At 56.1% G+C, this 25,406-nt stretch carries 27 protein-coding genes; 13 read left to right on the top strand and 14 right to left on the bottom strand.

What is annotated here, in order from left to right; genetic code table 11:
- Positions 1-16: 16 nt before the first annotated feature.
- Positions 17-607 carry an HD domain-containing protein gene (locus tag AC2FH2_RS05150; protein WP_496693681.1) on the top strand — a complete coding sequence of 197 codons (591 nt, stop codon included), beginning with the start codon at positions 17-19 and terminating at the stop codon, positions 605-607.
- On the opposite strand, the gene speB is transcribed toward AC2FH2_RS05150, so the two are convergent.
- The 10 genes from speB to AC2FH2_RS05100 form a co-directional block, all read right to left on the bottom strand.
- On the bottom strand, positions 604-1,446 hold the full coding sequence (speB, locus tag AC2FH2_RS05145) for an agmatinase (protein ID WP_496823090.1): 843 nt from the start codon (positions 1,444-1,446) through the stop codon (positions 604-606). The two genes, AC2FH2_RS05150 and speB, sit on opposite strands and share 4 nt — an antisense overlap.
- Positions 1,443-2,612 (bottom strand): carboxynorspermidine decarboxylase, encoded by a 1,170-nt coding sequence (gene nspC, locus AC2FH2_RS05140; protein WP_496823089.1) that lies wholly within the window; start codon positions 2,610-2,612, stop codon positions 1,443-1,445. The genes speB and nspC overlap by 4 nt, the downstream gene beginning before the upstream one ends.
- 87 nt (positions 2,613-2,699) lie before the next feature.
- Positions 2,700-3,923 (bottom strand): saccharopine dehydrogenase family protein, encoded by a 1,224-nt coding sequence (locus AC2FH2_RS05135; protein ID WP_496707962.1) that lies wholly within the window; start codon positions 3,921-3,923, stop codon positions 2,700-2,702.
- A 21-nt stretch (positions 3,924-3,944) separates the two neighbouring features.
- Complete coding sequence (gene speA, locus AC2FH2_RS05130) at positions 3,945-5,834, bottom strand: biosynthetic arginine decarboxylase (RefSeq protein WP_281972444.1); 1,890 nt, start codon at positions 5,832-5,834, stop codon at positions 3,945-3,947.
- A gap of 99 nt (positions 5,835-5,933) precedes the next feature.
- Positions 5,934-7,016 (bottom strand): DUF1513 domain-containing protein, encoded by a 1,083-nt coding sequence (locus AC2FH2_RS05125; protein ID WP_496823088.1) that lies wholly within the window; start codon positions 7,014-7,016, stop codon positions 5,934-5,936.
- A gap of 3 nt (positions 7,017-7,019) precedes the next feature.
- Positions 7,020-8,030 carry an imelysin family protein gene (locus AC2FH2_RS05120; RefSeq protein ID WP_271948190.1) on the bottom strand — a complete coding sequence of 337 codons (1,011 nt, stop codon included), beginning with the start codon at positions 8,028-8,030 and terminating at the stop codon, positions 7,020-7,022.
- The gene (locus AC2FH2_RS05115; RefSeq protein WP_496701608.1) at positions 8,030-9,571 is read right to left on the bottom strand and encodes a di-heme oxidoreductase family protein; all 1,542 of its coding nucleotides are present in this window, start codon (positions 9,569-9,571) and stop codon (positions 8,030-8,032) included. The genes AC2FH2_RS05120 and AC2FH2_RS05115 overlap by 1 nt, the downstream gene beginning before the upstream one ends.
- Complete coding sequence (bfr, locus tag AC2FH2_RS05110) at positions 9,531-10,016, bottom strand: bacterioferritin (RefSeq protein WP_142635826.1); 486 nt, start codon at positions 10,014-10,016, stop codon at positions 9,531-9,533. Before bfr ends, AC2FH2_RS05115 begins: the two co-directional genes overlap by 41 nt.
- The gene (locus tag AC2FH2_RS05105; protein ID WP_142635828.1) at positions 9,964-10,257 is read right to left on the bottom strand and encodes a (2Fe-2S)-binding protein; all 294 of its coding nucleotides are present in this window, start codon (positions 10,255-10,257) and stop codon (positions 9,964-9,966) included. The genes bfr and AC2FH2_RS05105 overlap by 53 nt, the downstream gene beginning before the upstream one ends.
- A 128-nt stretch (positions 10,258-10,385) precedes the next feature.
- Positions 10,386-11,657 (bottom strand): imelysin family protein, encoded by a 1,272-nt coding sequence (locus tag AC2FH2_RS05100; protein WP_496823087.1) that lies wholly within the window; start codon positions 11,655-11,657, stop codon positions 10,386-10,388.
- Positions 11,658-11,906: 249 nt separating this feature from the next.
- Here AC2FH2_RS05100 and AC2FH2_RS05095 point away from each other — a divergent pair, with 249 nt between their 5' ends.
- Positions 11,907-12,428: a ZrgA family zinc uptake protein gene (locus AC2FH2_RS05095; RefSeq protein ID WP_496823086.1), complete on the top strand. Its 522-nt coding sequence runs from the start codon at positions 11,907-11,909 to the stop codon at positions 12,426-12,428.
- A gap of 57 nt (positions 12,429-12,485) precedes the next feature.
- Here the strand turns inward: AC2FH2_RS05095 and AC2FH2_RS05090 are convergent, their stop codons facing one another.
- The 4 genes from AC2FH2_RS05090 to AC2FH2_RS05075 form a co-directional block, all read right to left on the bottom strand.
- On the bottom strand, positions 12,486-13,022 hold the full coding sequence (locus tag AC2FH2_RS05090; protein WP_416383912.1) for a bacteriocin fulvocin C-related protein: 537 nt from the start codon (positions 13,020-13,022) through the stop codon (positions 12,486-12,488).
- 286 nt (positions 13,023-13,308) lie between these two features.
- Positions 13,309-14,370 carry a YeeE/YedE family protein gene (locus AC2FH2_RS05085; protein WP_496823085.1) on the bottom strand — a complete coding sequence of 354 codons (1,062 nt, stop codon included), beginning with the start codon at positions 14,368-14,370 and terminating at the stop codon, positions 13,309-13,311.
- Positions 14,371-14,411: 41 nt separating this feature from the next.
- Positions 14,412-14,720, bottom strand: coding sequence for an ArsR/SmtB family transcription factor (locus AC2FH2_RS05080; RefSeq protein ID WP_142635976.1), 309 nt, complete (start codon positions 14,718-14,720; stop codon positions 14,412-14,414).
- Between the two features lie 100 nt (positions 14,721-14,820).
- A complete protein-coding gene (locus tag AC2FH2_RS05075; protein ID WP_271948177.1) occupies positions 14,821-15,195 on the bottom strand; it encodes a hypothetical protein in 375 nt (124 codons plus the stop codon).
- Positions 15,196-15,275: 80 nt separating this feature from the next.
- On the opposite strand from AC2FH2_RS05075, the gene AC2FH2_RS05070 reads away from it, so the two are divergent.
- From AC2FH2_RS05070 to AC2FH2_RS05020, 11 genes are all read left to right on the top strand, one after another.
- On the top strand, positions 15,276-16,016 hold the full coding sequence (locus AC2FH2_RS05070; protein WP_496823084.1) for a cytochrome c biogenesis CcdA family protein: 741 nt from the start codon (positions 15,276-15,278) through the stop codon (positions 16,014-16,016).
- A gap of 14 nt (positions 16,017-16,030) precedes the next feature.
- Positions 16,031-16,609, top strand: coding sequence for a thioredoxin family protein (locus tag AC2FH2_RS05065; protein WP_496823083.1), 579 nt, complete (start codon positions 16,031-16,033; stop codon positions 16,607-16,609).
- A 131-nt stretch (positions 16,610-16,740) separates the two neighbouring features.
- A complete protein-coding gene (gene soxX / locus AC2FH2_RS05060) occupies positions 16,741-17,217 on the top strand; it encodes a sulfur oxidation c-type cytochrome SoxX (protein ID WP_142635844.1) in 477 nt (158 codons plus the stop codon).
- 46 nt (positions 17,218-17,263) lie between these two features.
- Positions 17,264-17,680, top strand: a complete 417-nt coding sequence (soxY, locus tag AC2FH2_RS05055; RefSeq protein ID WP_142635846.1) for a thiosulfate oxidation carrier protein SoxY — start codon at positions 17,264-17,266, stop codon at positions 17,678-17,680.
- Positions 17,681-17,714: 34 nt separating this feature from the next.
- Complete coding sequence (soxZ, locus tag AC2FH2_RS05050; RefSeq protein ID WP_142635848.1) at positions 17,715-18,044, top strand: thiosulfate oxidation carrier complex protein SoxZ; 330 nt, start codon at positions 17,715-17,717, stop codon at positions 18,042-18,044.
- 70 nt (positions 18,045-18,114) lie between these two features.
- The gene (gene soxA / locus AC2FH2_RS05045; RefSeq protein WP_496823082.1) at positions 18,115-18,960 is read left to right on the top strand and encodes a sulfur oxidation c-type cytochrome SoxA; all 846 of its coding nucleotides are present in this window, start codon (positions 18,115-18,117) and stop codon (positions 18,958-18,960) included.
- A gap of 87 nt (positions 18,961-19,047) precedes the next feature.
- The gene (gene soxB / locus AC2FH2_RS05040; protein WP_496823081.1) at positions 19,048-20,745 is read left to right on the top strand and encodes a thiosulfohydrolase SoxB; all 1,698 of its coding nucleotides are present in this window, start codon (positions 19,048-19,050) and stop codon (positions 20,743-20,745) included.
- 24 nt (positions 20,746-20,769) lie between these two features.
- On the top strand, positions 20,770-22,032 hold the full coding sequence (gene soxC, locus AC2FH2_RS05035) for a sulfite dehydrogenase (protein ID WP_142635854.1): 1,263 nt from the start codon (positions 20,770-20,772) through the stop codon (positions 22,030-22,032).
- The gene (locus AC2FH2_RS05030) at positions 22,016-23,341 is read left to right on the top strand and encodes a c-type cytochrome (protein ID WP_496823080.1); all 1,326 of its coding nucleotides are present in this window, start codon (positions 22,016-22,018) and stop codon (positions 23,339-23,341) included. The genes soxC and AC2FH2_RS05030 overlap by 17 nt, the downstream gene beginning before the upstream one ends.
- Positions 23,342-23,343: 2 nt before the next feature.
- Positions 23,344-24,048: a c-type cytochrome gene (locus AC2FH2_RS05025; RefSeq protein ID WP_142635858.1), complete on the top strand. Its 705-nt coding sequence runs from the start codon at positions 23,344-23,346 to the stop codon at positions 24,046-24,048.
- A gap of 27 nt (positions 24,049-24,075) precedes the next feature.
- Positions 24,076-25,338, top strand: a complete 1,263-nt coding sequence (locus tag AC2FH2_RS05020) for an NAD(P)/FAD-dependent oxidoreductase (protein ID WP_271948165.1) — start codon at positions 24,076-24,078, stop codon at positions 25,336-25,338.
- The last annotated feature ends 68 nt before the right edge of the window (positions 25,339-25,406 follow it).

Genomic DNA, 25,406 nt, shown 5'->3' with positions numbered 1-25,406 from the left:
TCAAAAGGACCGGACCATGCTGGACAAAACCCACAAACCCACCTGGACCAGCTTTGAAGAGGCGACCAAGGCCGATTGGGACGCCGTTATGGAATACGAAGAGGCCTATAACGCCGCGTTGCCGGACAGGATACTGGATGCGATCCGTTCGCTGGACGAGGATTGGACGCCCTATCCCGTGAACCGCTATCAGCACAGCCTGCAGGCCGCGACGCGCGCCTATGAGGATGGGGCGGAAGAAGAGCTGGTCGTCGCAGCGCTGATCCACGACACCGGCGATATCCTGTCTCCCTATAACCATGGAGAGCTGTCAGCGGCGATGATGAAGCCCTATGTCAGCGAGAAAACCCATTGGATCCTCAAACATCACTGCGTGTTCCAGGGCTATTACTACAATCACCACCTGGGCGGAGACCGCAACGCCCGAGACAAGTACCGCGACAGTCCTTATTGGGAGGACTGCCGCTATTTCTGCCATGAATACGACCAAAAGGCGTTCGATCCGGATTACCCGACCAAACCGTTGGAGTTCTTCGAGCCGATGCTGCGCCGTGTCCTAAGCCGCGGCGAGGGGCATATGGAGTTGAACGAAACCGCCGAAGGTTAGCAGGCGGCCATCAGACGGTAAACGATCTGTGCGGCGGTAAAGTCCCAGGCGGCATTGCCGTCCGGGGCGAGTTCGACCACGTCGAACCCCACGCATTTGCGCCCCCGAAGGGCATGCTCGACCAGTTGTAGCGCCTGATAATAGCCCAAGCCGCCGGGCACGGGTGTTCCTGTGGCCGGCATTTGCGAAGGGTCCAGCCCGTCGACATCAAAGCTGACATAGACCAGTTCGGGGAAATCCTTGGGCAGATCGACCGCGTGGATGTTGCCGGTGACCAGCTCCTCGGCATCAATGTGGAACACGTTGTTCTTCACCCGGCTCTGCGCCTCTTCGGTCGAAAAGGCCCGGACGCCGAATTGGGCCAGTCGGACGCCTTCTTCGGCCAGTAGATGCATGACCGAGGCATGGCTGTGCTTTTCACCCTGATACGTGTCGCGCAGGTCCGCATGCGCATCAATCTGGACGATCCCGATCGGTTGGTTCAACGCGCGGGCCACACCCATCACGGCACCGTAGCTCAGCGAATGCTCACCGCCCAGAGTGACCGGCACTTTACCAGCGCGAATGGCGGCTTCGGTGCGCAGGGCAAGGCGTTCCATCACTGCAGGCATAGGGCCGTCACAGCTCAAAGGTTCCTCGGTGAAAATACCCGCTGTGCAGGGCTCGGCAAGGCCGGTGATGCGCTCCAGCTCGTTGCTGGCCTCTATGATCGCCGCCGGGCCACCGGCTGTACCCGAGCCGTAGGATACCGTGCGCTCCAGCGGTACTGGGATTACACGAAACCGGGCGTTTTCGGTCCGTTCCGATGTGGTCAGTTCACTGTCGAGGAAAACGCTCATGAGAGCCTCTCTTTAAAGTCGTCATAGCCGAATTGTTTGATAATTTTCAACGCGTCGGTTTCGCTGTTCCACAGGGCGATTGTGGGCAGGGGGACACCGTTGAAGGTGTTGGTCTTGACCATCGAATAATGCGCCTGATCTAGGAAGGCAAAGCGTTGGCCGATCTCAAGCGGTTTGTCCCACGTATAGTCGCCGATCACATCCCCCGCCAGACAGGACGGGCCGCCCAGACGGTAGGTATGCCCTGCCTCGGCCTCGTCCATCAGGGCAGGGCGATAGGGGGCTTCGATCACATCGGGCATGTGGCATGTGGCCGAGATGTCGGTGATCGCAAGGGCCATGCCATTGGTCGGCAGGTCGAGAATTTCGCCCACCAGAATGCCCGCATCCAGTGCCACAGCCTCGCCGGGTTCAAGATAGACGTCGACGTCATGGGTTTCGCGGATCGCCTTGATGAACGCGATCAACCCATCACGATCATAGTCGTCGCGGGTGATATGGTGGCCACCGCCGAAGTTCAGCCATTTGAGATGACCCAGGAACGGGGCGAGTTTTGGTGCAATGGCTTCCCATGTGCGCATCAAGGGCTCGAACCCTTGTTCGCAAAGTGTATGCATATGAAGGCCGTCCACACCAACCATGATTTCATGGCTTAGTTGGCTGACCGGTGTGCCCAGACGCGAACAGGGCGCGCAGGGGTCATATTTGGGTATCTCGCCTTCGGAATGTTCCGGATTGATGCGCAGGCCGACCTGTACTTTGGCTGCCTGTGCCTTGGCTAGGAACCGGTTCTTTTGCGCGGGCGAGTTGAAGATCACATGGTTGGACAGCGACAGGATTTCATCCATGTCAGCGTCTTTGTACCCGGCGCAGTAAGTGGCGACTTCGCCGCCATATTCTTCGCGGCCTAAACGCGCCTCATAGATACCGCTGGCGCAGGTACCGTCAAGATGTTGGCGGACCAGCGGAGCAAGCGAGAACATTGAGAACGCTTTGAGGGCACCGAGGACATGGGCGCCGGACCTGCTGCCGACGTCGGACAAGATCACCAGATTTTGCTCAACCGCCTTTTGGTCAACCACAAAGCAAGGCGTTGGCACGCGGTTTAGGTCGAAATTGCGGAAGGCACCGGCATCGCCTGCTTGGGTGGTCATCATGTCGGACATATCAGGCGTCTCCGAATTTGGAGAGGGCGGGGGGCGCTGCCCCCCCGGACCCCCCGAGGTATTTAGGGCCAGATGAAGCTTGGCGGATCAGAACTCGACCGGGCCATCCAGTTCGTGGACCTGCCATGGCAAGCCATGGGCGTTTAGCATGTCCATGAAATCATCCGGGTCGAGCTGTTCCATGTTCCACACACCTGGCTGCGTCCAGTTGCCTTTGAGCACCTGCGCGGCACCGATCATGGCGGGGACACCGGTGGTGTAGCTGACGGCCTGGCTGCCGACCTCGGCGTAGCATTCCTCGTGGTCACAGATGTTGTAGATGTAATATGTTTTCTCACCCGAACCATCCTTGGCCTGACCTGTAGCGATGTCGCCGATGCAGGCCTTGCCCTTGGTTTCCGCACCCAGATCGCCGGGATCAGGCAGCAGGGTTTTCAGGAACTGGATCGGGATGATTTCCTTGCCGTCATGCATTACCGGGTCGATGCGGGTCATGCCAACATTTTCCAGCACTTTGGCATGGGTGATATAGGCGTCGCCGAAGGTCATCCAGAAGCGGGCGCGCTCGATTTCGGGGAAGTGGGTGGAGAGGCTCTCCAGCTCCTCGTGATACATCAGGTACATGTTTTTGGGGCCGATGGCGGGAAAGTCGAACTCGACCTTATGGGTCATGGCGGGGGAGTGTTTCCATTCGCCAGCTTCCCAATGGCGCACTTCGGCCAACACTTCGCGCAGGTTGATCTCGGGGTTGAAGTTGGTGGCGAATTCCTGATCGTTGCTGCCACCATTGGCGTCCAGCACGTCGATCTGGCGGATCGTATCCAACTTGTGTTTCTTTAACCACGTCGCAAAGACAGACGTCACGCCCGGATCAAAGCCCGAACCGAGGATGGCGGTCAGTCCTGCCTGTTTGAACCGATCCTGATAGGCCCATTGCCAGTGATACTCGAACTTGGCTTCGTCCTCGGGCTCGTAATTCGCGGTGTCGATGTAGTGGATGCCCGCCTCAAGGCACGCGTCCATCAGCACGAGGTCCTGATAGGGCAGGGCCAGGTTCACGAGGACCTCGGCACCGGTGTCCTTGATCAGTTTGACCGTGTCCGCGACCTTATAAGCGTCCAGCTCCGCAGTAGCGATATCAACGCCCACACGCTCTTTCACGGCCTTGGCAATGGCGTCGCATTTCGACTTGGTGCGGCTGGCCAGCGTGATTTCAGTGAAGATGTCCGAATTCATCGCCATCTTGTGCACCGCAGCGTGAGAGACGCCGCCCGCGCCGACAACCAGCGTTTTGCCACTCAAAGTTCCCATGGGGTCATCTCCTCTCGGGGGTTATTCGTAATAGGTGTAGCCATTGATCGAGTCGCGATATGCGCTCATCAGGGTTTTGCGGTCTTTGGCCAGCAGAGTACCGGTCGAGATCGCCTCGTCCACCATTTTGCGGAAGGCGGCGACACAGTCGGCCGGATCAAACTCGACATAGGACAGGACCTGACCAATGGTGTCGCCCTCTTGCTCGTGCAGCAGATCGAAACCGCCATCGGAGCGCAGGTCGATGGTAACCACGTTGGTGTCGCCGAACAGGTTGTGCAGATCGCCTAGCGTTTCCTGATAAGCACCAACAAAGAAGACGCCCATGAAGTATTCGTCATTCTCGGGCAGGGAATGCACTGGCAGGCTGGGCGAGACACCGTCGGCCAGAATAAACCGGTCGATCTTGCCGTCGCTGTCGCAAGTGATATCGGACAGCACCGCGCGGCGGTCGGGCGTTTCGTTCAGACCCTGCAGCGGCACGATCGGGTGTAGCTGGTCAATGGCCCAGACGTCGGGCAGCGATTGGAACAGTGAGAAGTTGCAGTGATAGATATCAGCCACTTTTTCCAACTGTTCGTCGACATCCGTGTCGAGCTCATCACTGGCAGCCAACGCCTTGAGGCGGGCCATCAATGACAGATAAATGCGTTCGGCGCGCGCCATCTGGCGCAGGTCGATATATCCGCGGCGGAACAGGGCGCGCAGCTCGTTGCGATAAAAAGTGGCGTCGTTCCAGCATTCCTGAAGGCGGTCGCTGGAGAGGTATCCGTGCACGGCGGCAAGGTCCGAGACTAAGTGATGATCATCCGCCTCGACCTCAGGGCCGTCTGGCGCGTCATAAAGCGTGCTTTCCAGCACGTTGAACACCAGCATGGATGAGGTCGCAACGATAGCGCGCCCGCTTTCGGTGACCAATGTGGGGTGCTTGACCTCGGCTTCATCCATGGCATAGGCCACGGTTTCGACCACGTTGGCGCAGTATTCTTCTACCGTGTAGTTGATCGAGTTTTCGGCGGCTTTCTTTTCGCCCGTGTAATCTACGCCCATGCCGCCACCCAGGTCCAGATGGGTCAGCGGTACGCCTTCGCGGGTCAGTTCGGTATAGTATCGGCAGGCCTCACCCACGGCGCGGCGCACGTCATTGACGTCCTGCACCTGCGATCCAAGATGCGAGTGCTGCAGCTTCAGGCAGTGCAGCAATCCGGCGGCCTTCAGCTTGTCCACCGTGGCGACCAGTTGATCGGTGTTCATGCCAAAGGCGGAACGGTCGCCCGAGCTTTCTTCCCATTTTCCGCTGATCTGGTTGGTCAGTTTAACCCGTACGCCGATCAGCGGTTCGATGCCCAGTTGGTTATAGACTTCGATCACCGTGTCGGCCTCTTTCGGGCTTTCCAGCACGATCACTGTATTGAACCCGATTTTGCGGCTGAGGATGGCCAGCTGGATAAACTCGGCATCCTTGACGCCGTTGCAGACGATCAGCGCCTCATTGGCCAGACGATGGGCAAGCGCGACCACAAGTTCCGGTTTCGAGCCAGCCTCAAGGCCATAATTGTACTTCTTCCCAAACTCGACGATCCGGTCGACCACCTGAGCCTGTTGGTTGACCTTGATCGGAAAGACACCGCGATAGCTGCTTTTGTACCCAACCCGGGCAATCGCCTCTGCAAAGCTTTCGTTAATATGGACAATCTCGTGCTCCAGATAGGAGCTGACGCGCAGGATCATCGGAGCCTTGATGCCGCGATCGTCCAGATCACGCAGAATACCGGGCAGGCTGATAGCAGCAGTCTCTGGTGCAAGGGGATTGCGCAGACCGATTTCGCCGTCTTCCGTCACCTCGATGAGGTCTTTGCCCCATTTCTCAACCCCGTAGATGGAATGCGGTGCGTCGGGCGTCTGTTTCAATCAAGTCTGTCCTTAACCTAGGGTGCCTGCTTCGCGCCCGCCAATACGGCAGCAATTCGATTCGTCCAAGTGTAATCTATGTGACGGGTATTTCCGAATTTATACAGGCAGACCAACGGGAACCAGATGGTTATCCCACTGACAATCCGGTCGGGCGGAAATGCGGGCCTTGGCAGTAAGCGCTCCGACCAGCCCGGTGCCTGTGGTGAAGACAAAACCGGAAGGCCCGGCACCCAGGCCGCAGACATCCTCAAGCAGGGTCGTGTCGTTAAGTCGACCGGTCAAGCTGTCGAACCGGAGCAAATTGTTGCCGCGAGGGCAGGTGATGGCGATGGTTTTGCCGTCCCCGGCAAAAGCAATGCTGCCAGCGTAACCCTGCAAGGCACTTTGCACCGATTCCGGGGCTGCAAGCAGGCGCGGAGCCTCGCCTCTTTTGTGCAGTCCCAGCAAAGGCGGGTGGGTTAACCTGTTGCCCTGCCATTGCATTGCAAACCCAACCAGACCGTCGGATCGAACGGCAAGGTGCCGGATCGAATTTTTATGCAGTGTCCGGGGCAGCTCTATCTGTTCCAGGACCGAGCCTGACAGACTCAGATAACTTAGGCGCGGTTGCATGATGGGCAGATTCAGCTTGGTTCGGCCCATTTCAGGATGTGTTTCAATGCCGCCATTTGCGATGATCAGAGTTTCCCCATCCGGCATGATCCGCATATCATGCGGCCCGACCCCGCCCGAAGAAAACTCGCCCAACCGCGTGTAGTCCTCCGAGTCCCAGACGCCAATCACACCCTCACCGGCCTCATAGTCGTTCTCGGTGGTGAACAGATGGGTTCCATCTCGGGAAAACACGCCATGGCCATAGAAATGGCGGCCTTTGGGAGCATCCATCCGTGCGGTTTGGGTTCCGCTCTTGCAATCGATCACCACGCCAAAGGTGCCAGGGCGGCGAGCGAAAGCCACGGCTTGCGCGCGTGACGGATGCGCCGCAGCGGCATGGCCGCGCGCCGGCAGGGGGAGAGAGAATAAGATACCGCCTTCAGAACTCAGGCCCGCCAGCCGATAGGTGCCGTCCGGAAACAGCGCCGCCGCCAGGAAATCTGGCGCGCCGACAGTCGACCAACCTTGTGTTGGGGCAAGGCTAGCTGCAGCCAGGCCCGCAAGGAATTGACGGCGGCTTGTCATGGCTTAGTCCCCGTCCAGCGAATTGAATCCGGCACTGATACCCAAGGTCGGGCCCAGCTCGGTTGCTGCAATCGTGTGGATGTCGTTGATCATCTGCTGCAAGGCTTCGACCCGTATCCGACCCGAAGGTGTCGAGACACCGGCCAGTGTAGGGTCGTCTAACTCACGCGTGCGGATGATAGCCTTGTCGAACGCATTATCCAAATCAGCGGCAATCTGCGGATGATCTGCGGACAGCCCGGTGGCCAGATCGCGCAGCGTGATCAATGACAGTTCGACCTGGCGTAGTGACCGTTCAGACCTGCGCGCTTCGGCCCGATTGGGACGGGGGCGCTCTAGGGTGCCCATGGGGCGTCCAAGGCGTGTTTCGGCAGTGAATTCCAATCCGGTGATCAGAGCTTTGTAAAGTTCCTGCATGGCCTCATCAGCAGACCGGTAAGGACTGTCTCCGCCGGGCATGGTCAGGTTGGCAGAGAAAGGTTGCCAGTCGTGGTCCATCGCCTTCGCATTGCGGTTTATATCTGCAGCAATCGCCCGGATCAAAGCGCATCGATAGGCCCTGTCGCCCTGATCCGCGAGGGCTGGGTCGAATAGCATCAATTCAAGTGCAAGAAACCCGCGTCCCGCGATCGAAGCCTCGGCATAAGCCTCGGGGGTGTCAACCACCGCGTCTTGGGTGGCAATCAGGCCGGATAGGGTTTTGGGTGTAAACCCTTTTGTGTCTGGCCAGAATGCCATCGCAAATGCGCGGTCATCGACCTCGGAGGGGCCAAAGCGCAAGTGGCTTACCGTGACCCAGCGGTCGAATGCCAGGTGATAGGCTGCACGAAGGTTCGGTGAAGCGGCTGTGCAATCCGCCTGCGCTGCCGCATCCAGCGCAGCTGTTGCGTCAGATAGCTGTGCGTATCCGGGGAGAATGTGCCCTTCAACAACATCTGTCAGGATCTGGCTGGGATTTTGCGCCAAGGCTGACAGGGGCAGAATAAGGGCAATGGCCAGGCCGAGGGCACGCATCAGAGGCTCTCCAGAAAGCGGATCAAAGCGTCGCGGTCGGGTTTGGGCATCGAGACAACGGTGTCGCGCGCCGTCTGCGCCTCTCCGCCGTGCCACAGAACGGCCTCCAGCAGCGATTGCGCCCGCCCGTCATGCAGGAATTGGGTATGACCCGAGACCTGCTCGGTCAGGCCGACACCCCAAAGAGGTGGCGTGCGCCATTCCCGGCCTGTTGCCCGCGCTTCGGGGCGGTTGTCGGCCAGACCATCGCCCATGTCGTGCAACAGCAGATCGGTATAGGGCCAGATCAGCTGAAAACTGTGTTCGGGCCGGTCGTCCATCCGGTGGGTGACATAAGACGGCGTGTGGCACGAGGCACAGCCGGTATCAAAGAACACCTGCTTGCCGCGCAGGACCTGCGGGTCATCAATGTCGCGCCGCCCTGGGACGCCGAGATTGCGGCTGTAAAACGCCACAAGGTCCATGCCTTGCTGGTCAATCTCGAACACGCGGTCGTCGTTGTCGCCATGGGGAGCGGTGACGCAATCCGCCTGCAATTCGGTGCAATCGCCATGGGCTGTAGGGAAAAGCGGGCTCGAAATCCCGATATCCCCGGCAAAAGCCGCCGCTGATTGCTCCATGATCGTGGGCATCCCGGCCTTGTATCCGAACCGGCCCATCATCGGCGCGTCGTATTCGGCTGACCAAACGATGTTGGGACGGCCCGAGATGCCGTCGCCATCCGCGTCGTCCGGGTCGGCCTTTGCCAGCAGGTCCGCGACCGGAATCGCTTCAAGCAATCCCAGACCGATCATCTGTGGGGCCACGCGCGGGCTCAGCATCGCCTCGGGGTGCAGCGGGCCATATCCAAGATCCGCCGCGGTATAGGTCGGGCTGCGGAGAATGACCGTTTCGCCGTCTGATAGCGCGACAGGAAGGTTTTCATAGGTGATGTCCAGCCGGTACTCGGCGGGGTGGCCCGCGAGGGCCAGATCCTGCATCTGCCCGCCGTAATTGGGTTCGGGCTGAGTGGCGATGTAGTCCGCGATTTCATCGATTGCGCCGCCACCGGGGATTGAGACCCGAAGGAACATCGAAACAGCCCCGTCATCGGGCCCATTTGGTGTGTGGCCGCGCCCGTCCTTGATGTGACATCGTTGGCAAGAGCGCGCGTTGTACAATGGCCCCAAACCGTCCGAGGCCAGGGTCGAGGAAGGCGAAGACACCCAGATTTTCTTGAACAGCCCGTTGCCGACCTTGAAATCCAGTTCCTGTTCGAATTTCAGATTGCCCGAAGGTTGCGAAAATGCATCTGCGTCCTGACGTGCCCTTACGGTTGCGGCACCGGCGGGCAGGTCCTCGAACCGTTGCGCGGCGTCGAAATCCGTGGGCGCGGCGATCACATCCGCGATCCGGGCCTTTTCATCTTCGGTTCTGGGTTGGAAGTTGAGATGCAGATCCTGCAGTTCAGCGGACAGGATCGGGGTGGCTGCAATCGCAGCCACCGCCACAAGCGAGAGCTTACTCGCCTTCGTCCATTTTCGATGCGTTAAGTTGCGCATAATTGGCTTCGCCAATCCTTTCGTACAAATCAAGCTGTGTTTCGAGGAAGTCGATGTGGCCTTCTTCGTCACTGATCAGGTTCTCGAACAGAGACATAGTGACGTAGTCGCCCGCCTCTCGACAATATTCACGGGCCTCAACGTACAGGGCACGCGCATCATTCTCGGCAGCCAAATCACATTCCAGAGTTTCCTTCGGGGTCTGTCCAATCCGAAGCGGGTCCAGTTTCTGCAGGTTGGGGTGACCTTCCAGAAAGATTATGCGCTCGATCAGCTTGTCGGCATGACCCATCTCTTCGATGCTTTCCTCACGGCTTTTCTTTGCCATGTGGGTCAGGCCCCAATCCTCTTGCAGACGGTAATGCAGCCAATACTGGCTGACTGCCGTCAATTCATGCCGCAGAGATTTGTTGAGGTATTCTATGACTTTGGGATCGCCCTTCATCTACACTCTCCTGTGATGCCTTGGTGCGTAATGCACAAAGCTGCATGGGGACTTCCAGATTATCGCTGGCGCGCATGGTGTCTAGGAAAAGCGGCATGCATCCGCCACAATCCGCTGATTTTCCAAGGGCATGATAGATCTTACCAGGGGTTATGACTGCCCTAGGGTCGGAAACGCGCATCCAGTCGATGGCGGCATGAATCTCGGTGTCTGTGATCTTGGTGCAATGGCAGACGATCATGGAGGTGGCGCTCTGGATTGTATTCTGACTATATTAGTCAGTTATTAAGTGCGTGTCCTGCGGCATACTGTCAGTTAGCCGAAAATAAGTTGGGGGCGGGATAGTCCTCCGCCCCCGAACCGCTAGGTTTACTGGAAAACAGCCGTCGGGTTGTCCAGGCTTTCAGAACCTTCGAACTCAATCTGATCGACGTCCAGAATGGTGACGATCCGCTCGATTGTCTTGGTCTGGTCCACCAGCCCGTTCACACCGCCCATGATCAAAACTTCGCCACCTTCGTTGCCGCGTTCCAGCATCTGGTCATAGGCGAACCCGGCCTCGGCTGTGGATTTTATCCGACCCAGCGCCTGCATCGTGTTGGCCAGCTTCAGCTTCATCTCGGCGTCCAGCGATGGGTCGGAGGCAATCACCAAGTCCGAAAGCGATGCGCCGCTGACAGGAGTTCCGTCGATGCGGGTATAGCTGCCCAAATAGACGTTCTGAATGCCAAGACCATCATAGTAGTGGCTGTTATGTGTGTTGTCCGAGAAGCAGTCATGCTCTTCCTCGGGATCGTTCAACATCAAGCCAAGACGCATCCGCTCACCGGCCTGCTCACCATAGGACAGCGAGCCCATTCCGGTGAGGATTGCGCTTATTCCTGCGCTCTCATTTTCGGTCAGGGAGGTTCGGGCCGCGCCTCCGTCCTGCCACTGGGTCGCCATCCATTCCAAATCGGTGACCAGCAGTTCAGTCACGGCCTCAAGGTACTGGGCGCGACGGTCACAGTTGCCGCCGGTGCAGGCATCACCTTGGGCATAGTCCGTCCATGGACGGCTACCCGCGCCTTCACCGTGGCCGTTCAGGTCCTGGCCCCACAACAGGAACTCAATCGCGTGGTAACCAGTAGCGACGTTGGCCTCGATCCCGTCTGCCTCGTGCAAAGTGCCCGACAGCAGTTCCGGGGTGATGTCGTTGGCATCGATTGGTTCGCCTGAAAGTTCAAAGCTTGGGTTGGCGATGACGTTCAATGCGGCGAACTCATTCTCGTCGCTCGGGCTGCCGTAGGTTGTTTCTACATAGTCGATCAAGCCCTCATCCAGGGGCCATGCGTTCACTTTACCTTCCCAATCATCAACGATCGCATTTCCGAACCGATAAACCTCGGTCTGCTGATAAGGGACGCGGGCCGCAATCCAAGCGGAACGGGCGGCATTCAGTGTTGCGTCGTTTGGTTCGGAAATCAGCTCGGTCACGGCGCGCTGCAGCGATTTGGCTGCAATCAGGCTGTCATCGTACTTCGCCTCGGCGATATTGGCGTAGGTATTCAGAACATCTGCTTTCGAGGGGGTCTCGGTTGCAAAAGCAGATGTGGCGGTCATCAGAGCCACGGCGCTTGTCAGGATCAGGGGGGTATTCATTGGGGGGTAGTCTTTCTTGTCAGATAACAATGGGTTCGCGCGATGCGACGCTCGACCAAATAACTGATAGAAATAGTCAACTAAGTCAACCTGAGTTTTATAGTCAGGTAAATTGTGAGCGAAAATAGCTCATTCCTACCCAATTCTAGTGGGCTTTGGTGTATCGTGACGCGATTGCGCGAATGTTTTTTCAGTTTAGAGTCGCTTAGTTGATTCTTTTCAGATGGTTCCATGGTCATGAAGTTCTTAGTGTTTGTATTAACGCTTTTCCCGGTAAACGCGTTGCCTCAGTCCCAGGTTGCAAATCAGCACGAGCATGGGCAGGGACGATTGGCGGTTTCCTTTTCGGAAGCCGGGATTTCAATTTCCCTTGTGGTTCCTGGTCTTGACGTCCTGGGGTTCGAAGGCCCAGCGGAAACCGAAGGCGATCAGGCCTCGGTCGCCGGAGCCATTTCTGAATTGTCCAACCCCCTTGATCTGTTCAGTTTGTCTGAAGAGGCGGGGTGTTTCACTGTCTCGGCCAATGTCACCCTGTCTGGTGAAGGGTCGGGACCGGTCGTAGACAACGGATCAAATGTGCATACCGAATTCAGGGCAGACTATCAGATGCAGTGCCAGGACATGACGCATCTGGACCACGTCACCTTTCCCTATTTTGACCGCTTTCAACGTGCTGAATCTCTGATTGTTCAGATCGAAAAATCCGGGAAAGTTGATCGCCACACCGTGACGCGCGACGCGCCTGATTTAGACCTCAACACAGGCCTGTAATTCGGCAAAGAAAGCAATAGCTTTGCTGCCAGAATAGGTAGAGCTTTCCTGCGTTCTTCAGCACCAGTTCCCAGTGCAAAGGCCATCGCATGTCTGAAGCCACAGGACCCCGCATCCAACGTTAGTCTTCTTGCACCCACCGGCAAGACATTCCTGCATTGCCCCACAATCATTGTGCCACCACATACAGGATCTCGAAGACGAACATGTGCAGGTAGGCGGCGCGCCTTTGGCAATTTCGATAATCGGGCTTTCGCAAGCATTGTCGCCGAGTTGCTGCGTATATTTATGAAACACCGAGTGATCTGGAAAAACCTTCTCGATCACGGGCGACAACTCCTCAAGACGAGAAGTGGCCGTATGGTTCGCTTTGTCTTCGGAGTAGCAGTCAGGATTGAGTAAATCCTGTAGCTCGGAAAGTAACCGGCACTGAGACCTGTCAGACAGTGCCGCAATGCCTTCACTAAGCCGGTCTTGCCACACTGCCGCCTGAACAGTGGCGGGAAGGCAGTCAAAAATTGACTTCTGTTCGGCGATGTTCAAAGCCGACAAGCCGATCCGAAATTTTGAGATAGATGATACGGGATTGTACATAGTAGCCCCCTTTTCTAAGGGGCCATCATAACACATTTTTCGTTTGCGCGTTTGTCACGACCTTCTGAGGGCGCAGAGAACAGGCTGAAGCAAGGGCTCGATAAGCCTTGGTATGTCCTTAGAAGCGAGATCGAGGACAAAGTCGGAAAGAGAGCGTTTTTGGCTTGCTTTTGTGATGGCAGAGTCGCCAGCACCATCACAAATTAACCGGGTTTCTTTAGGTCTTGGTGCAGCGCATCAGCTGCACCGGTGCAAACCCGGATTCCCGCTGATTTGAACTGTGAACTCAACGCTCAGTTATGAAGGACAATCCAGACACGAGCTGTCTCAATCCAAGTGCTGCGCCTGCAAAGATTGCAGCGAATGTTACGGGCGCGCTGTAGGCCAGAAGTGAGAATGCAGATATGCCTTGACCGACGCTGCAACCAACCGCGATGATCGCACCTGGACCCATAATCGCAGCGCCCAGCATTTGTCGCTTGAGTTCACGTGGATCTTCGCATGCTTCCCATCGGAAATGGCCCTTAGACCACGACCCCAGAAACGCGCCAATGAGAACGCCGGAGACTGATCCGACCGCAAAGGACAAAGTGTTTCCGGACGCAGTCATAAGGTAGAATATTGTGTCACCCAGGGGTGCCGCGAAGGTATGGGTTTGCACCGGCTCACCATCGAAACCATGTGTTGCAACCCAATTCGTGCCAAGCCAGCCCGAAACGATTGCCAGTCCAACTACAGACCCCCAAAACACCTGTGCCGGAGTGCGGCGGAAGCGATGGCTTGCCAAAGCAAAAAACACCAAAGCCACACCGATAACAGAGCCAATGAGCCAAGCTGGAATAGAGGTCAACCGTTCGGCAAGAAAGCTAATGCTCTGGGGGCCATTGAGATCCATTTCCTCTGGAAATATCCATACCCGCAGATAGGCGAGGGGTCCGGACATTACGACATAAGCGGAAAGACCCATGATCAAAACAATAACGAATGATCGAAGGTCACCACCTCCCAGCCTTGCCAGCGCACCATAGCCGCAGTTACCGCAGATGGCCATTCCGTATCCGAACATGAGGCCCCCCACGATCGAACCGAGGGGGTTCCAGGTCTGCGCAAGATACCTTGTTCCGACAGGGTCAAGTCCCCCCAACGCCATAGCGGTGTGGCTGCCGACAATCGCAACACCGATTGCCATTGCCCACATGCGCAGCCGCCGGTCATCATCTGCGTAAAGGTAGTCTTCGATTGCACCCAACGTGCAAAAACGGCCGATGCGTGCGGCCAATCCCAATACGATGCCACCAATCAAACCGATCAGAGCAACGGTATTTGTGTCTCCCAATGTTTCGAGCATTGCCAGTCTCCTCCCAAAGCTGGCGGCTTTCTGACCGGCTTCTACTTCTCCCTGCAGAAAAGGTCGTAAACGACTTCCAGGATTTGGGTCGAACGATCATCAGCCAATCTGTAGTAGATCGTTTTCCCCTCGCGTCGTGTCTTCACCAAGCCCTCGAAGCGCAAGCGGGAGAGTTGTTGAGATACCGCGGCTTGACGCGCTGAGAGCATTTCCTCCATCTGCGTGACCGATTTTTCCCCTGACGACAGATAACATAAAATCATCAGGCGCCCCTCATGGCTGATGGCCTTGAGGAAATTTGACGCGGTCTGAGCATTCTCCATCATTCTGTCCATGTCTTCGGCGCACATGTCCTTGGAGAACACAGGCAGGTTCGAAGATTTGTCCAACAAGATCGCCTCGCTTTCATGGCTTCACGCATTCAAAACAGTTTATGTAATATACCGCAGTTTATCCAGAGGTCTCAATTAGTATCCCGGCGTCACGCAGTAAAACGCCCAACACACCCCAGAAAAAATCTTCACCGGGATAGCCTTCGATTCGTCCGACTTCTCGGCCATTGTCCAACAGAACAAAGGTTGGTGTGTAGTAGAGAGGCCGTTCCAATGTGATGTCGTCAGGCATGGCTGCGTGGATATCGACACGCCGAAGCGGTGCGGCATTTCCTTCAGGTGTCTTAGGGTAGATTTCTGAAATTTCGGAGTCCCAGCGAGCGCACCACATGCACCCATCTTCTTCTGCCATCAGAAGCGTCATTTCGGCCCGTAAAGCCACGGGAAAAACAAGCAACGTGATCGCAAGCAAACGTAGGATTAGGTGGCGCATCCAAAGCTCCGATTGACCGCAGTGACATATCTTTATAATTTTGAATGTGTGAATGATAGCGCGCCAGGACAGGTTTGACCATGCTCGACATTACATTTGCAGGAGCTTTGGTCGCCGGACTTTTGTCCTTTCTTTCGCCTTGCATCCTGCCAATTGTGCCGTTTTACCTCAGTTATCTGGCGGGGGTCGGGATGGAGCAGATTACAGCGACATCCGCCATTTCCAGCGAGGTTCGCCGCCGGGCAACGCTTGCTGCAATCGCATTTGCGGCTGGAATCATAACCATCTTTATGGCTCTCGGGGCCACGGCTTCGATATTTGGTCAGCTGGTACGAGAATACTTCGATATTCTGCGTTGGATTGCTGCAGTCATCATCATAGCGATGGGCCTGCATTTCCTGGGGTTAATTCGCATCGGGTTCCTGTATCGGCAGTTACGTGCAGATATTGGCGAGACATCAAACGTGAGCCTCACTGGGGCATATGTACTTGGATTGGCATTTGCTTTTGGCTGGACGCCCTGTGTTGGGCCGGTGCTCGCTGCAATCCTGTTTACAGCGGCCGGAACCGAAACGGCTTGGCGGGGCGCGGGGCTTCTGTTCGTTTACGGGGTTGGAATGACTGCACCGTTTGTTCTGGCGGCCTTTTTGGTTCGCCCCTTCATGCAATGGATGGTGCGGTTCAGGAAGCACTTGCCGCAGATCGAAATGGCAATGGGGGGGCTGTTGATCCTGTTCGGGGTCCTGATCGCAACCAACTCGATCAATCACATCGCACAATGGATGCTGGACTATATGCCCTGGCTTGCGGCCATTGGTTAATCCGGGAGGAAGACATGAAACGCACTTTGTCAGTTTTGATCGCATGCATGATAGGGGCTGCAGTCTCTGCTGCTGATCTGGGCGACGATGGATTGCATAAAACACCGTGGATGCGTGACACGTTCAAAGATCTTCGCGAGGATCTTGAAGAAGCGTCAGGTGAAGGTAAGCGGTTGGTTTTGTTCATTGAACAACGGGGCTGCATCTACTGTAAAAAGATGCACGAAGAGGTTTTCCCACAGCCCGACCTGGCGGCGTTTATCGAAGAGAACTTTTTTGTCGTCCAGCTGGATTTGCATGGAAGCACCACGGCCACTGATTTTGACGGAGAAGAGAATGAGCAGAGAGCGCTGATGCGCAAATGGGGGATTCTGTTTACCCCAACGCTTGTATTTCTGCCGGAAGAGGTGCCCGAGGCTGCCTCAGCCATCGATGCTGCCGTTGCTGTAATGCCGGGAGCATTCTCCAAGGGAACAACCTTAGACCTTTTCACCTGGGTCGATCAGAAGCGATATGAACTTGATAATGGCGAAGATTTCCAAAGGTATCACGCGCGGCGCATTCAGGAGCGAAACAATATTTCGCAGGAGTGAGATTGGGCGTTACAGATAAAAAAATTCATTATGATGAATTTGATGTTGCGATAAACCATGTTCGTCGACTACGGTGCACAAAGTCTTTGGGTCGCAAAGCGCCACAGGCGCGGTAGCAAATGGGAGGGATCATGAAGCTGAGACTCTTAACACTGGCATCCGCTATGATGGGCGTTGCCGCATTTGCCGAAGAGACAAGTCCGAAAGACGTACCCTATGACGACTATGGTGCAATCGAGGTCTCTCTGACCGATGTTAATGGGGACGCGGCAAATGGCGCACTCATCGTTGGCGACAAGTCCAAAGGTAATTGCGTGGCCTGCCACGCGGTCTCAGCTTTGGCGGACATTCCGTTCCATGGTGAGGTTGGCCCGATGCTGGATGGCGCCGGTGATCGTTGGACCGAAGCAGAGCTTCGCGGTTTAGTCGCAAACGCAAAAATGACGTTCGAAGGCACGGTAATGCCGGCGTTCTACAAGGATGACGGATATATCCGTCCAGGCGATGCCTATACGGGCAAAGCGCCAACGGCGCCTTTAACGACGATCCTGACTGCACAGGAAATCGAGGACGTGGTCGCGTTTCTAGCGACACTGAAAGAGGAATAATCTCGCCTTCTGGCGTGACTTTTCGAAGATTCAAAGGAGATTGAAAATGGAACTCTCTCGCCGCGAGACTCTGGCCCTTGGGCTGGGCGCCGCGTTCCTGACAATTATGCCGCTACGAGCGAATGCAGCTGCTGAAGATGCGATCTCCGCATTTTCAGGCGGGGCAGATGTGGCTGATGGCGGTGTTACACTGACGGCACCGGAAATCGCGGAAAACGGAAACACCGTACCAATCGAAGTCAGTGCTCCGGGCGCAGCTGCAATTCTGATCGTGGCCGCAGGCAACCCCGAACCGGGCGTGGCAACGTTCAATTTCGGCCCGCTGGCTGCTGAACAAGCCGCTTCAACCCGCATCCGTCTTGCCGGAACGCAGGATGTCATTGCCGTGGCGAAGATGGCAGATGGCAGTTTTGCCAAAGCGTCCGCGACCGTAAAAGTGACAATCGGAGGGTGCGGCGGTTAATCGCCACGCGCCCTGAAGAACAGGAGATTAACCAATGGCATCCGGTGTAAAGCCCCGCGTCAAGGTTCCAAAGACAGCCGCTGCTGGCGAAGCTGTTACGATCAAGACACTGATCAGCCACAAGATGGAAAGCGGCCAGCGCAAGGATAAAGAAGGCAACGTCATCCCGCGCTCGATCATCAACCGTTTCACCTGCGAGTTTAACGGTGAAATGGTGATTGATGTGACTATGGAGCCTGCGATTTCGACAAATCCGTACTTCCAGTTCGAAGCAACCGTGCCCGAGGCCGGTGAGTTTGTCTTCACCTGGTACGATGATGATGGCTCAGTTTACGACGAGAAGAAAACGATCGAGATCGCCTGACGGCTCGACCACTAAGGAAGGCTAGCGCTGGTTGTGATTTCTGGCGCTGGCCCACCAAGGGAGGAACGTAATGAATACCAAGGCACTTACGGCGATCGCGGCTGTTCTGGCTTTCCCAGTGGCAGCAATGGCTGGACCGGACGAAGATAATCTTGTGATCAATGACGAGCTGAATATGACCTCGGTCACCGAGGCCTCGGCGCATCTGGAGAATTTGGACACGGTCTATTCGGGTTGGCATTTCCGCACAGATGAAACTCAGGCACTGCAGATTGATGATTTTGACAATCCGGCAATGATCTTCGTCGATCAGGCAGCCGACCTCTATGAGGCAGTTGATGGTGCTGCAGGTGAAAGTTGTGCCTCGTGCCATGATGGAGTGGAAAGCTTCAAAGGATTGCAGGCGTCCATGCCCAAGGTCGATGCTGAAAGCGGCGAGCTGGTGGTTATGGAAGATCTGATCAACAAGTGCCGTACCGATCGCATGGAGGCCGATGCCTGGAAATGGTCTGGTGGTGACATGCAGGGTATGGTCGCATTGATCGGCCTGCAGTCACGCGGGATGCCCATGAACGTTGCTATTGATGGTGATGCCGCGCCATTCTGGGAACAGGGAAAGGAAATCTATTATACCCGCTACGGTCAGTTGGAACTGAGCTGTGCCAACTGTCATGAAGAAAACTGGGGCAATATGATCCGAGCGGATCACCTGAGCCAGGGTATGATAAATGGATTCCCTACCTATCGTTTGAAGCAGGCCAAACTGATCTCGCGCCACAATCGGTTCCGCGGTTGTATTCGCGATACACGTGCGGAAACCTTTGCCGAAGGGTCGGACGAGTTCCGGGCACTGGAGCTCTATGTCGCTTCGCGTGGCAACGGGCTTTCAGTCGAAACCCCAGCTGTACGTCAATAACGAATGACCCGCCTGGGCAATGCCCGGAGCGGGTTTTTCACTTATATAACATTCACACATATATATGTGTAAAAGGAAAGCTGATAGATGATTTCTCGACGTGACTTCTTGCAGGTTTCAATGGCGGCCTCGGCTCTGTTCGGAGCGTCCGGGTTTGGCAACTGGGCCAAGCTTGCTGCGCAGCAAAGTCTAACGCAGGATCAACTGCTAGAGTTCGAGACCTTTGGCAATATCAGCCTGATTCATGTCACCGACATTCACGCGCAACTCAAACCAATTTATTTCCGTGAACCCGAAGTCAATCTTGGTATTGGCGATGCAAGAGGACAGATGCCGCATGTTACTGGCGCCGCGTTCCGCAAGGCATACGGGATAGAAGATGGAAGCCCGTCGGCCTATGCGCTGACCTACACCGATTTTGAGTCACTGGCCAAGACCTACGGTCGGGTGGGTGGCTTGGATCGGGTCTCAACTGTCATCAACGCCATTCGAGCGGACCGTCCTGATGCGTTGCTTCTTGACGGGGGTGATACTTGGCACGGTTCTTACACCTGCTATCAGACGGCCGGTCAGGACATGGTCAACGTCATGAATGCGCTGAAACCCGATGCGATGACTTTCCATTGGGAGTTCACGTTGGGCAGTGATCGTGTCAATGAGATTGTCGAAGGTTTGCCTTTTGCCGCCTTGGGGCAGAACATTTTTGACGCGGAATGGGATGAGCCCGCAGAGATGTTCAAACCCTACAAGTTCTTTGATCGGGGCGGTTCCAAGATTGCGGTGATCGGACAGGCCTTCCCTTACATGCCGATTGCAAATCCGGGATGGATGTTCCCCGAATACTCGTTCGGGATACGGGATGAGAACATGCAGGAAATGGTGGACGAAGTTCGCGATGCCGGCGCCGATGTCGTTGTTGTCCTAAGCCATAACGGCTTTGATGTGGATAAGAAGATGGCGGGTCGTGTTCAGGGGATAGACGTTATCCTCAGTGGCCACACCCATGACGCGCTGCCCGAGCCGGTTCTGGTGGGTGAAACGCATATCATCGCCTCTGGATCGAACGGCAAATTCGTCAGCCGTGTAGATCTCGACGTGCGCGATGGGCAGATGATGGGGCTAAAGCACAAGCTTATCCCGATTTTCTCTGATGTTATTGCACCAGATCCTGCGATCACTGCTCTGATAAATGATCAGCGCGCGCCTTATGAGGCGGCGCTGAGTGAGGTGATCGGCAAAACGGACTCGTTGCTGTACCGCCGCGGCAACTTCAACGGCACTTGGGATGACCTGATCTGCGATGCTCTGATCAATGAGCGTGAGGCAGATATCGCAATGTCGCCCGGCGTCCGTTGGGGGCCGTCAATCCTGCCGGGGCAGGAAATAACGCGCGAGGATATTTGGAACGTCACCTCGATGTCCTATCCGAACGCCTATCGCACAGAAATGACCGGGGAGTTCATCCATGTCGTCCTGGAAGATGTCGGCGACAACCTGTTCAATCCCGACCCCTATTACCAGCAGGGTGGCGACATGGTCCGCGTTGGCGGGCTGGGTTATCGGATCGACGTAACCAAGCCGCAGGGGCAGAGGATCAGCGACATGACGCTGTTGAAAACCGGTGAGGCGATCGACCCGGCCAAGTCCTATGTCGTGGCCGGTTGGGCCAGCGTCAACGAAGGCACCGAGGGCCCGCCGATTTGGGATGTCGTCGAAAACCATGTTCGCAACCTTGGCACCGTAACGGTGCAAGAGAACACCAGTGTCGAAGTAATCGGCGCTTAAGAAACCGATGGAGACCTAAGAGATATGGATGACGCGTTCAAACCGTCCCGCCGGGCCTTCCTGAAAGGCAGTGCCGCGGTCGCCGCAGGATCCGTTGCAGGTGCGGCAGCGGCAGAAACACCCGACCCACTGATAACAGAGCTTCAGGATTGGGCATCTTATACGGGGGCAGGTGTTGATGAGACGCCTTATGGCATGCCGATCAGCTTTGAATCCCATGTCGTGCGCCGCAATGTGGAATGGTTGACCGCCTCTCCGATTTCGTCGATCAACTTCACGCCGATCCACGCGCTCGATGGTACGATCACTCCGCAGGGATGCGCCTTTGAGCGTCACCATTCAGGCGCGATCGAGCTGCGCAAGGAGGACTACCGCCTGATGATCAACGGGCTGGTTGATCGCCCGCTTGTCTTTACATACGAAGACATTGAGCGGTTCCCGCGCGAAAACCACGTGTATTTCTGCGAATGTGCGGCGAACACAGGTATGGAGTGGGCTGGTGCGCAACTCAACGGCGTCCAATTTACTCATGGCATGATTCACAACATGGAATACACCGGTGTTCCGCTGCGCGCGCTGTTGCAGGAAGCAGGTGCCGACATCTCACCTGACAAATGGGTCTATGTTGAGGGCGCAGATGCGTCGTCCAATGGCCGCTCTATCCCGATGGAAAAAGCGCTGGATGACGTGTTGGTTGCATTCAAGGCGAATGGTGAAGCGCTGCGCATGGAGCATGGGTACCCTGTGCGTCTCGTGGTGCCGGGTTGGGAAGGCAACATGTGGGTCAAGTGGCTGCGCCGGATCGAGGTTGTCGATATGGCGGTCGAAAGCCGCGAAGAAACATCAAAATACACCGATGTTTACGTCGATGGCACGGCCCAGAAATGGACTTGGGTGATGGATGCTAAGTCTGTCATCACCTCACCCAGCCCGCAAATGCCGATCAAACACGGACCGGGTCCGCTGGTCATTTCCGGGCTTGCCTGGTCAGGCCACGGACAAATTACACGGGTCGATGTGTCAAAGGACGGTGGGATCACATGGGAGACAGCGCGTCTTGGTAAGCAGGGCGACACCAAGGCTCTTACACGTTTCTATCTCGATACGAACTGGGACGGGGTGCCAATGCTCTTGCAGGCCCGGGCAATAGACGAGACCGGTTATGTTCAACCAACCAAAGACCAGTTGCGTGAAAAACGCGGAGAAAACTCGGTCTACCACAACAACTGTATCCAGACTTGGTACGTGAGCGCAGAAGGGATCGCCGAGAATGTTGAAGTCTCTTAGTCATGTTTTCCTGCCCGTATTTGGCGGTACGGCGTTGGTGCTTGCGGTAGCTGTGTCTTTCGCGAACCGAAACTACGGCCACTCGAAGATTGAGATATTGGAGACCCGGATAGGGCAGGTTGAGGCGCATGCAGCAGTTGCCCAGGAGAATGCGGAAGCAGAATCCAAACGAGCAGCCGAACTGGAGATCAAAGTCGAAGAAATCCGGGCAGCGGCGGCAGAACGGGTCGCCAATGGTGCGAACTTGACCGCATCCGCGCCCATCCGCGAGAGTAGCCTTGGGCTTGGGCGGTCGGCACTGAAGGAAGAGATCGCGGCCTGGGACGTTGACGTCTTGCCTGATGGGCGTGGCCTACCCGTAGGTTTAGGCGACGTCTGGACCGGAGAAGAGGTGTTTGTGGCCCGCTGTGCGTCGTGCCACGGTGAATTTGCCGAAGGTGCCGATAACTGGCCTGTTCTGGCCGGTGGGTTTGACACGCTTGCAGACGAAGATCCTGTAAAAACCGTTGGGTCATATTGGCCACATTTGTCGACTGCCTGGGATTACATTTCCCGCTCAATGCCCTTTGGTGAAGCGGGCACGCTGACAGCGGATGAGACCTACGCAATTGTCGCATACATCCTCTACTCCAATGATTTGGTGGATGACGATTTCGAGCTGAACAACGAAAACTTCGCCGAGTTCAAAATGTACAATATGGACGGTTTCGTAGTCGATGTACGACCCGAGACCGAATACACTGAATGGCGCAAAGAGCCTTGCATGGAGAACTGCAAGGCAGAGACCGCCGTCACGATGCGTTCTGTTTTTCTGGTTGAGACTCCCGCGGAGGGTGGTTCGAACTCGGTCATGAATAATGCCAGCCCGGATGAGTTGCCGACGTTTTCGGCAGAAGGCCCCTCGTTCATTCCAACTGCAGCGCCAAAGCCTGATGAAGAGGCCGCAGCCATACCGGCCGCTCAAGAAACCGAAGTGACAGACGAGGTTACAGAACTGGCTGCTGCCGGAGAGAAAGTCTTTAAGAAGTGTAAATCCTGCCATCAAATTGGTGAAGGTGCAAAGCACAGCACTGGGCCTGCTCTGAACGGGGTAATCGGAGCTAATGCTGGATCGGTCGAGGGCTTCAAATACTCCAAAGCGATGCAGGCGTCTGCGGAGGCAGGACTAGTCTGGACCGATGAAGAAATGGCTGCCTTTCTTGCGAAGCCCAAGGAATACATGAAAGGCACAAGGATGTCTTTTGCAGGTCTCAGAAAACAGGACGATATCGAAGCTTTGATCATCTATCTAAAGACGTTTGGAAGTTGACGATGCGTTGGTCGAACGCGCTTGTCTGTGCCGCGTTCTTTGGGGCTACTGCTTCATCGACATACGCTGCAGAAGACCTTGGCGATGCTGAGGCAGGGAAAGCCGTGTTTGCCAAATGCAAAGGCTGTCATCAGGTTGGAAAAGGGGCCGAAAACAAAATCGGTCCGCATCTGAATGGGATTTTTGGGCGCAGGGCAGCTGGTCTGGATGGCTTTAGCTATTCCAAAAGCCTTGCGCGCGCGGGTAGCTCGGGTCTGGAGTGGCACGCTGACACACTGTCTGCGTACATCGAAAACCCACGTGCATTCGCGTCAGGCACCAGGATGAGTTTTGGTGGCCTGAAAGACCCGGAAGACCGCGCCAACGTGATCGCCTATTTGCGGGATTTTTCCGACAATCCTCAGGACATCCCAGAAGCGGACCCGACGGCGAAGGGCACGGATCATTCTATCGACCCCGCGATCTTGGCGATTCAAGGAGATCCGGAGTACGGCGCATATCTCAGCAGCGAATGTACAACGTGCCATCAGATCGACGGAGGTGATGAGGGCATTCCCTCGATCGTGTACTGGCCTGACGAAGACTTCGTGGTCGCCATGCACGCATATAAAGACAAACAGCGGCCACACCCGGTCATGCGAATGATTGCCGGACGGCTGAGCAATGACGAGATCGCGGCATTGGCTGCCTACTTCAATAATCCATAGTGACTGTGTCCAAGAGGAGGAAACGCGATGACGCTAAATAGACGAGTATTTCTTGGAGCCGCCGGGGTGGTAGCAGCCGGGTTATCGGCACCGATGGTGTTGGCGCAAGGCAAACCACGCGTGGTAGTTGTCGGCGGCGGTGCGGGCGGTGCAACTGCTGCGCGCTACATCGCAAAAGACAGCAGGGGTGAGATCGACGTAACGTTGATCGAGCCGTCGCGGACCTATTACACCTGTTTCTTCTCAAACCTGTATCTGGGAGGGTTTCAGGAGCTTTCGGACATTGCCCACAGCTATGGCACGCTTGCCGCGAACTACGGCATCAACGTGGTGCATGATTGGGCCACAGGGGTGGATCGCGATGCCAAGACGGTGTCCTTGGCAGGTGGCGGATCCGTTCCATATGACAAGCTGATCCTGAGCCCGGGTATCGACTTTGTTGATGGTGCGGTCGAGGGCTGGGACGTCTCGGCGCAAAATAAAATGCCGCATGCCTACAAGGCTGGATCTCAGACCGAGCTTCTCAAGGCGCAGATCATGGCAATGCCCGAAGGCGGTACATTCGCAATGGTCGCGCCACCGAATCCGTACCGTTGCCCACCCGGACCGTATGAGCGGGTTTCAATGGTTGCGCATGTTCTGAAGGCGAACAACCCGACAGCAAAGATCATCGTTGCCGACCCGAAACCGAAGTTTTCCAAGATGTCATTGTTCCAAGAGGGTTGGGCCAACCACTACGAAGGAATGGTTGACTGGATTGGCGAAGATTTCGGCGGCGGCAATGTCGCCGTAAACCCGGATGCAATGACCGTTACTATCGACGGCGAAGAAACCAAGGTCGATGTCTGCAACGTGATCCCAGCGATGAAAGCCGGACGCATTGCGGAAATGGCAGGGGTGACCGATGGCAACTGGGCACCCGTGAACGCCGCGGATATGTCCTCCAAAGCCGACCTGGATATCTACGTTCTTGGTGACGCCAGCCAACAGGGTGACATGCCCAAATCCGGCTTCTCGGCCAACAGTCAGGCGAAAGTCTGTGCGAATGCCGTGCGAGGTGCGTTGACCGGGTCCAAAGTGTTTCCGGCCAAGTTCTCCAACACGTGCTGGTCGCTCATCGACACCGATGATGGCGTCAAGGTTGGCGCAACTTACGAAGCGACTCCCGAAAAGATTGCCAAAGTGGACGGCTTTATCAGCCAGACCGGCGAAGATGCGGACTTGAGAAAAGCAACTTATGAAGAGTCGCTGGGTTGGTACGCTGGTATCACTTCAGACATGTTCGGTTAAGGTATTCAGGGGTTTTGACTGGTGTCAAAGACCTTGATGAGCAATCTGAGAAGATGCGGTTCAAGAGG

It is taken from the genome of Ruegeria sp. YTSA105, from assembly GCF_059610225.1.
Note: the sequence above shows the minus strand (reverse complement) of the source record. Positions and strands in the feature narration are given on the sequence as shown.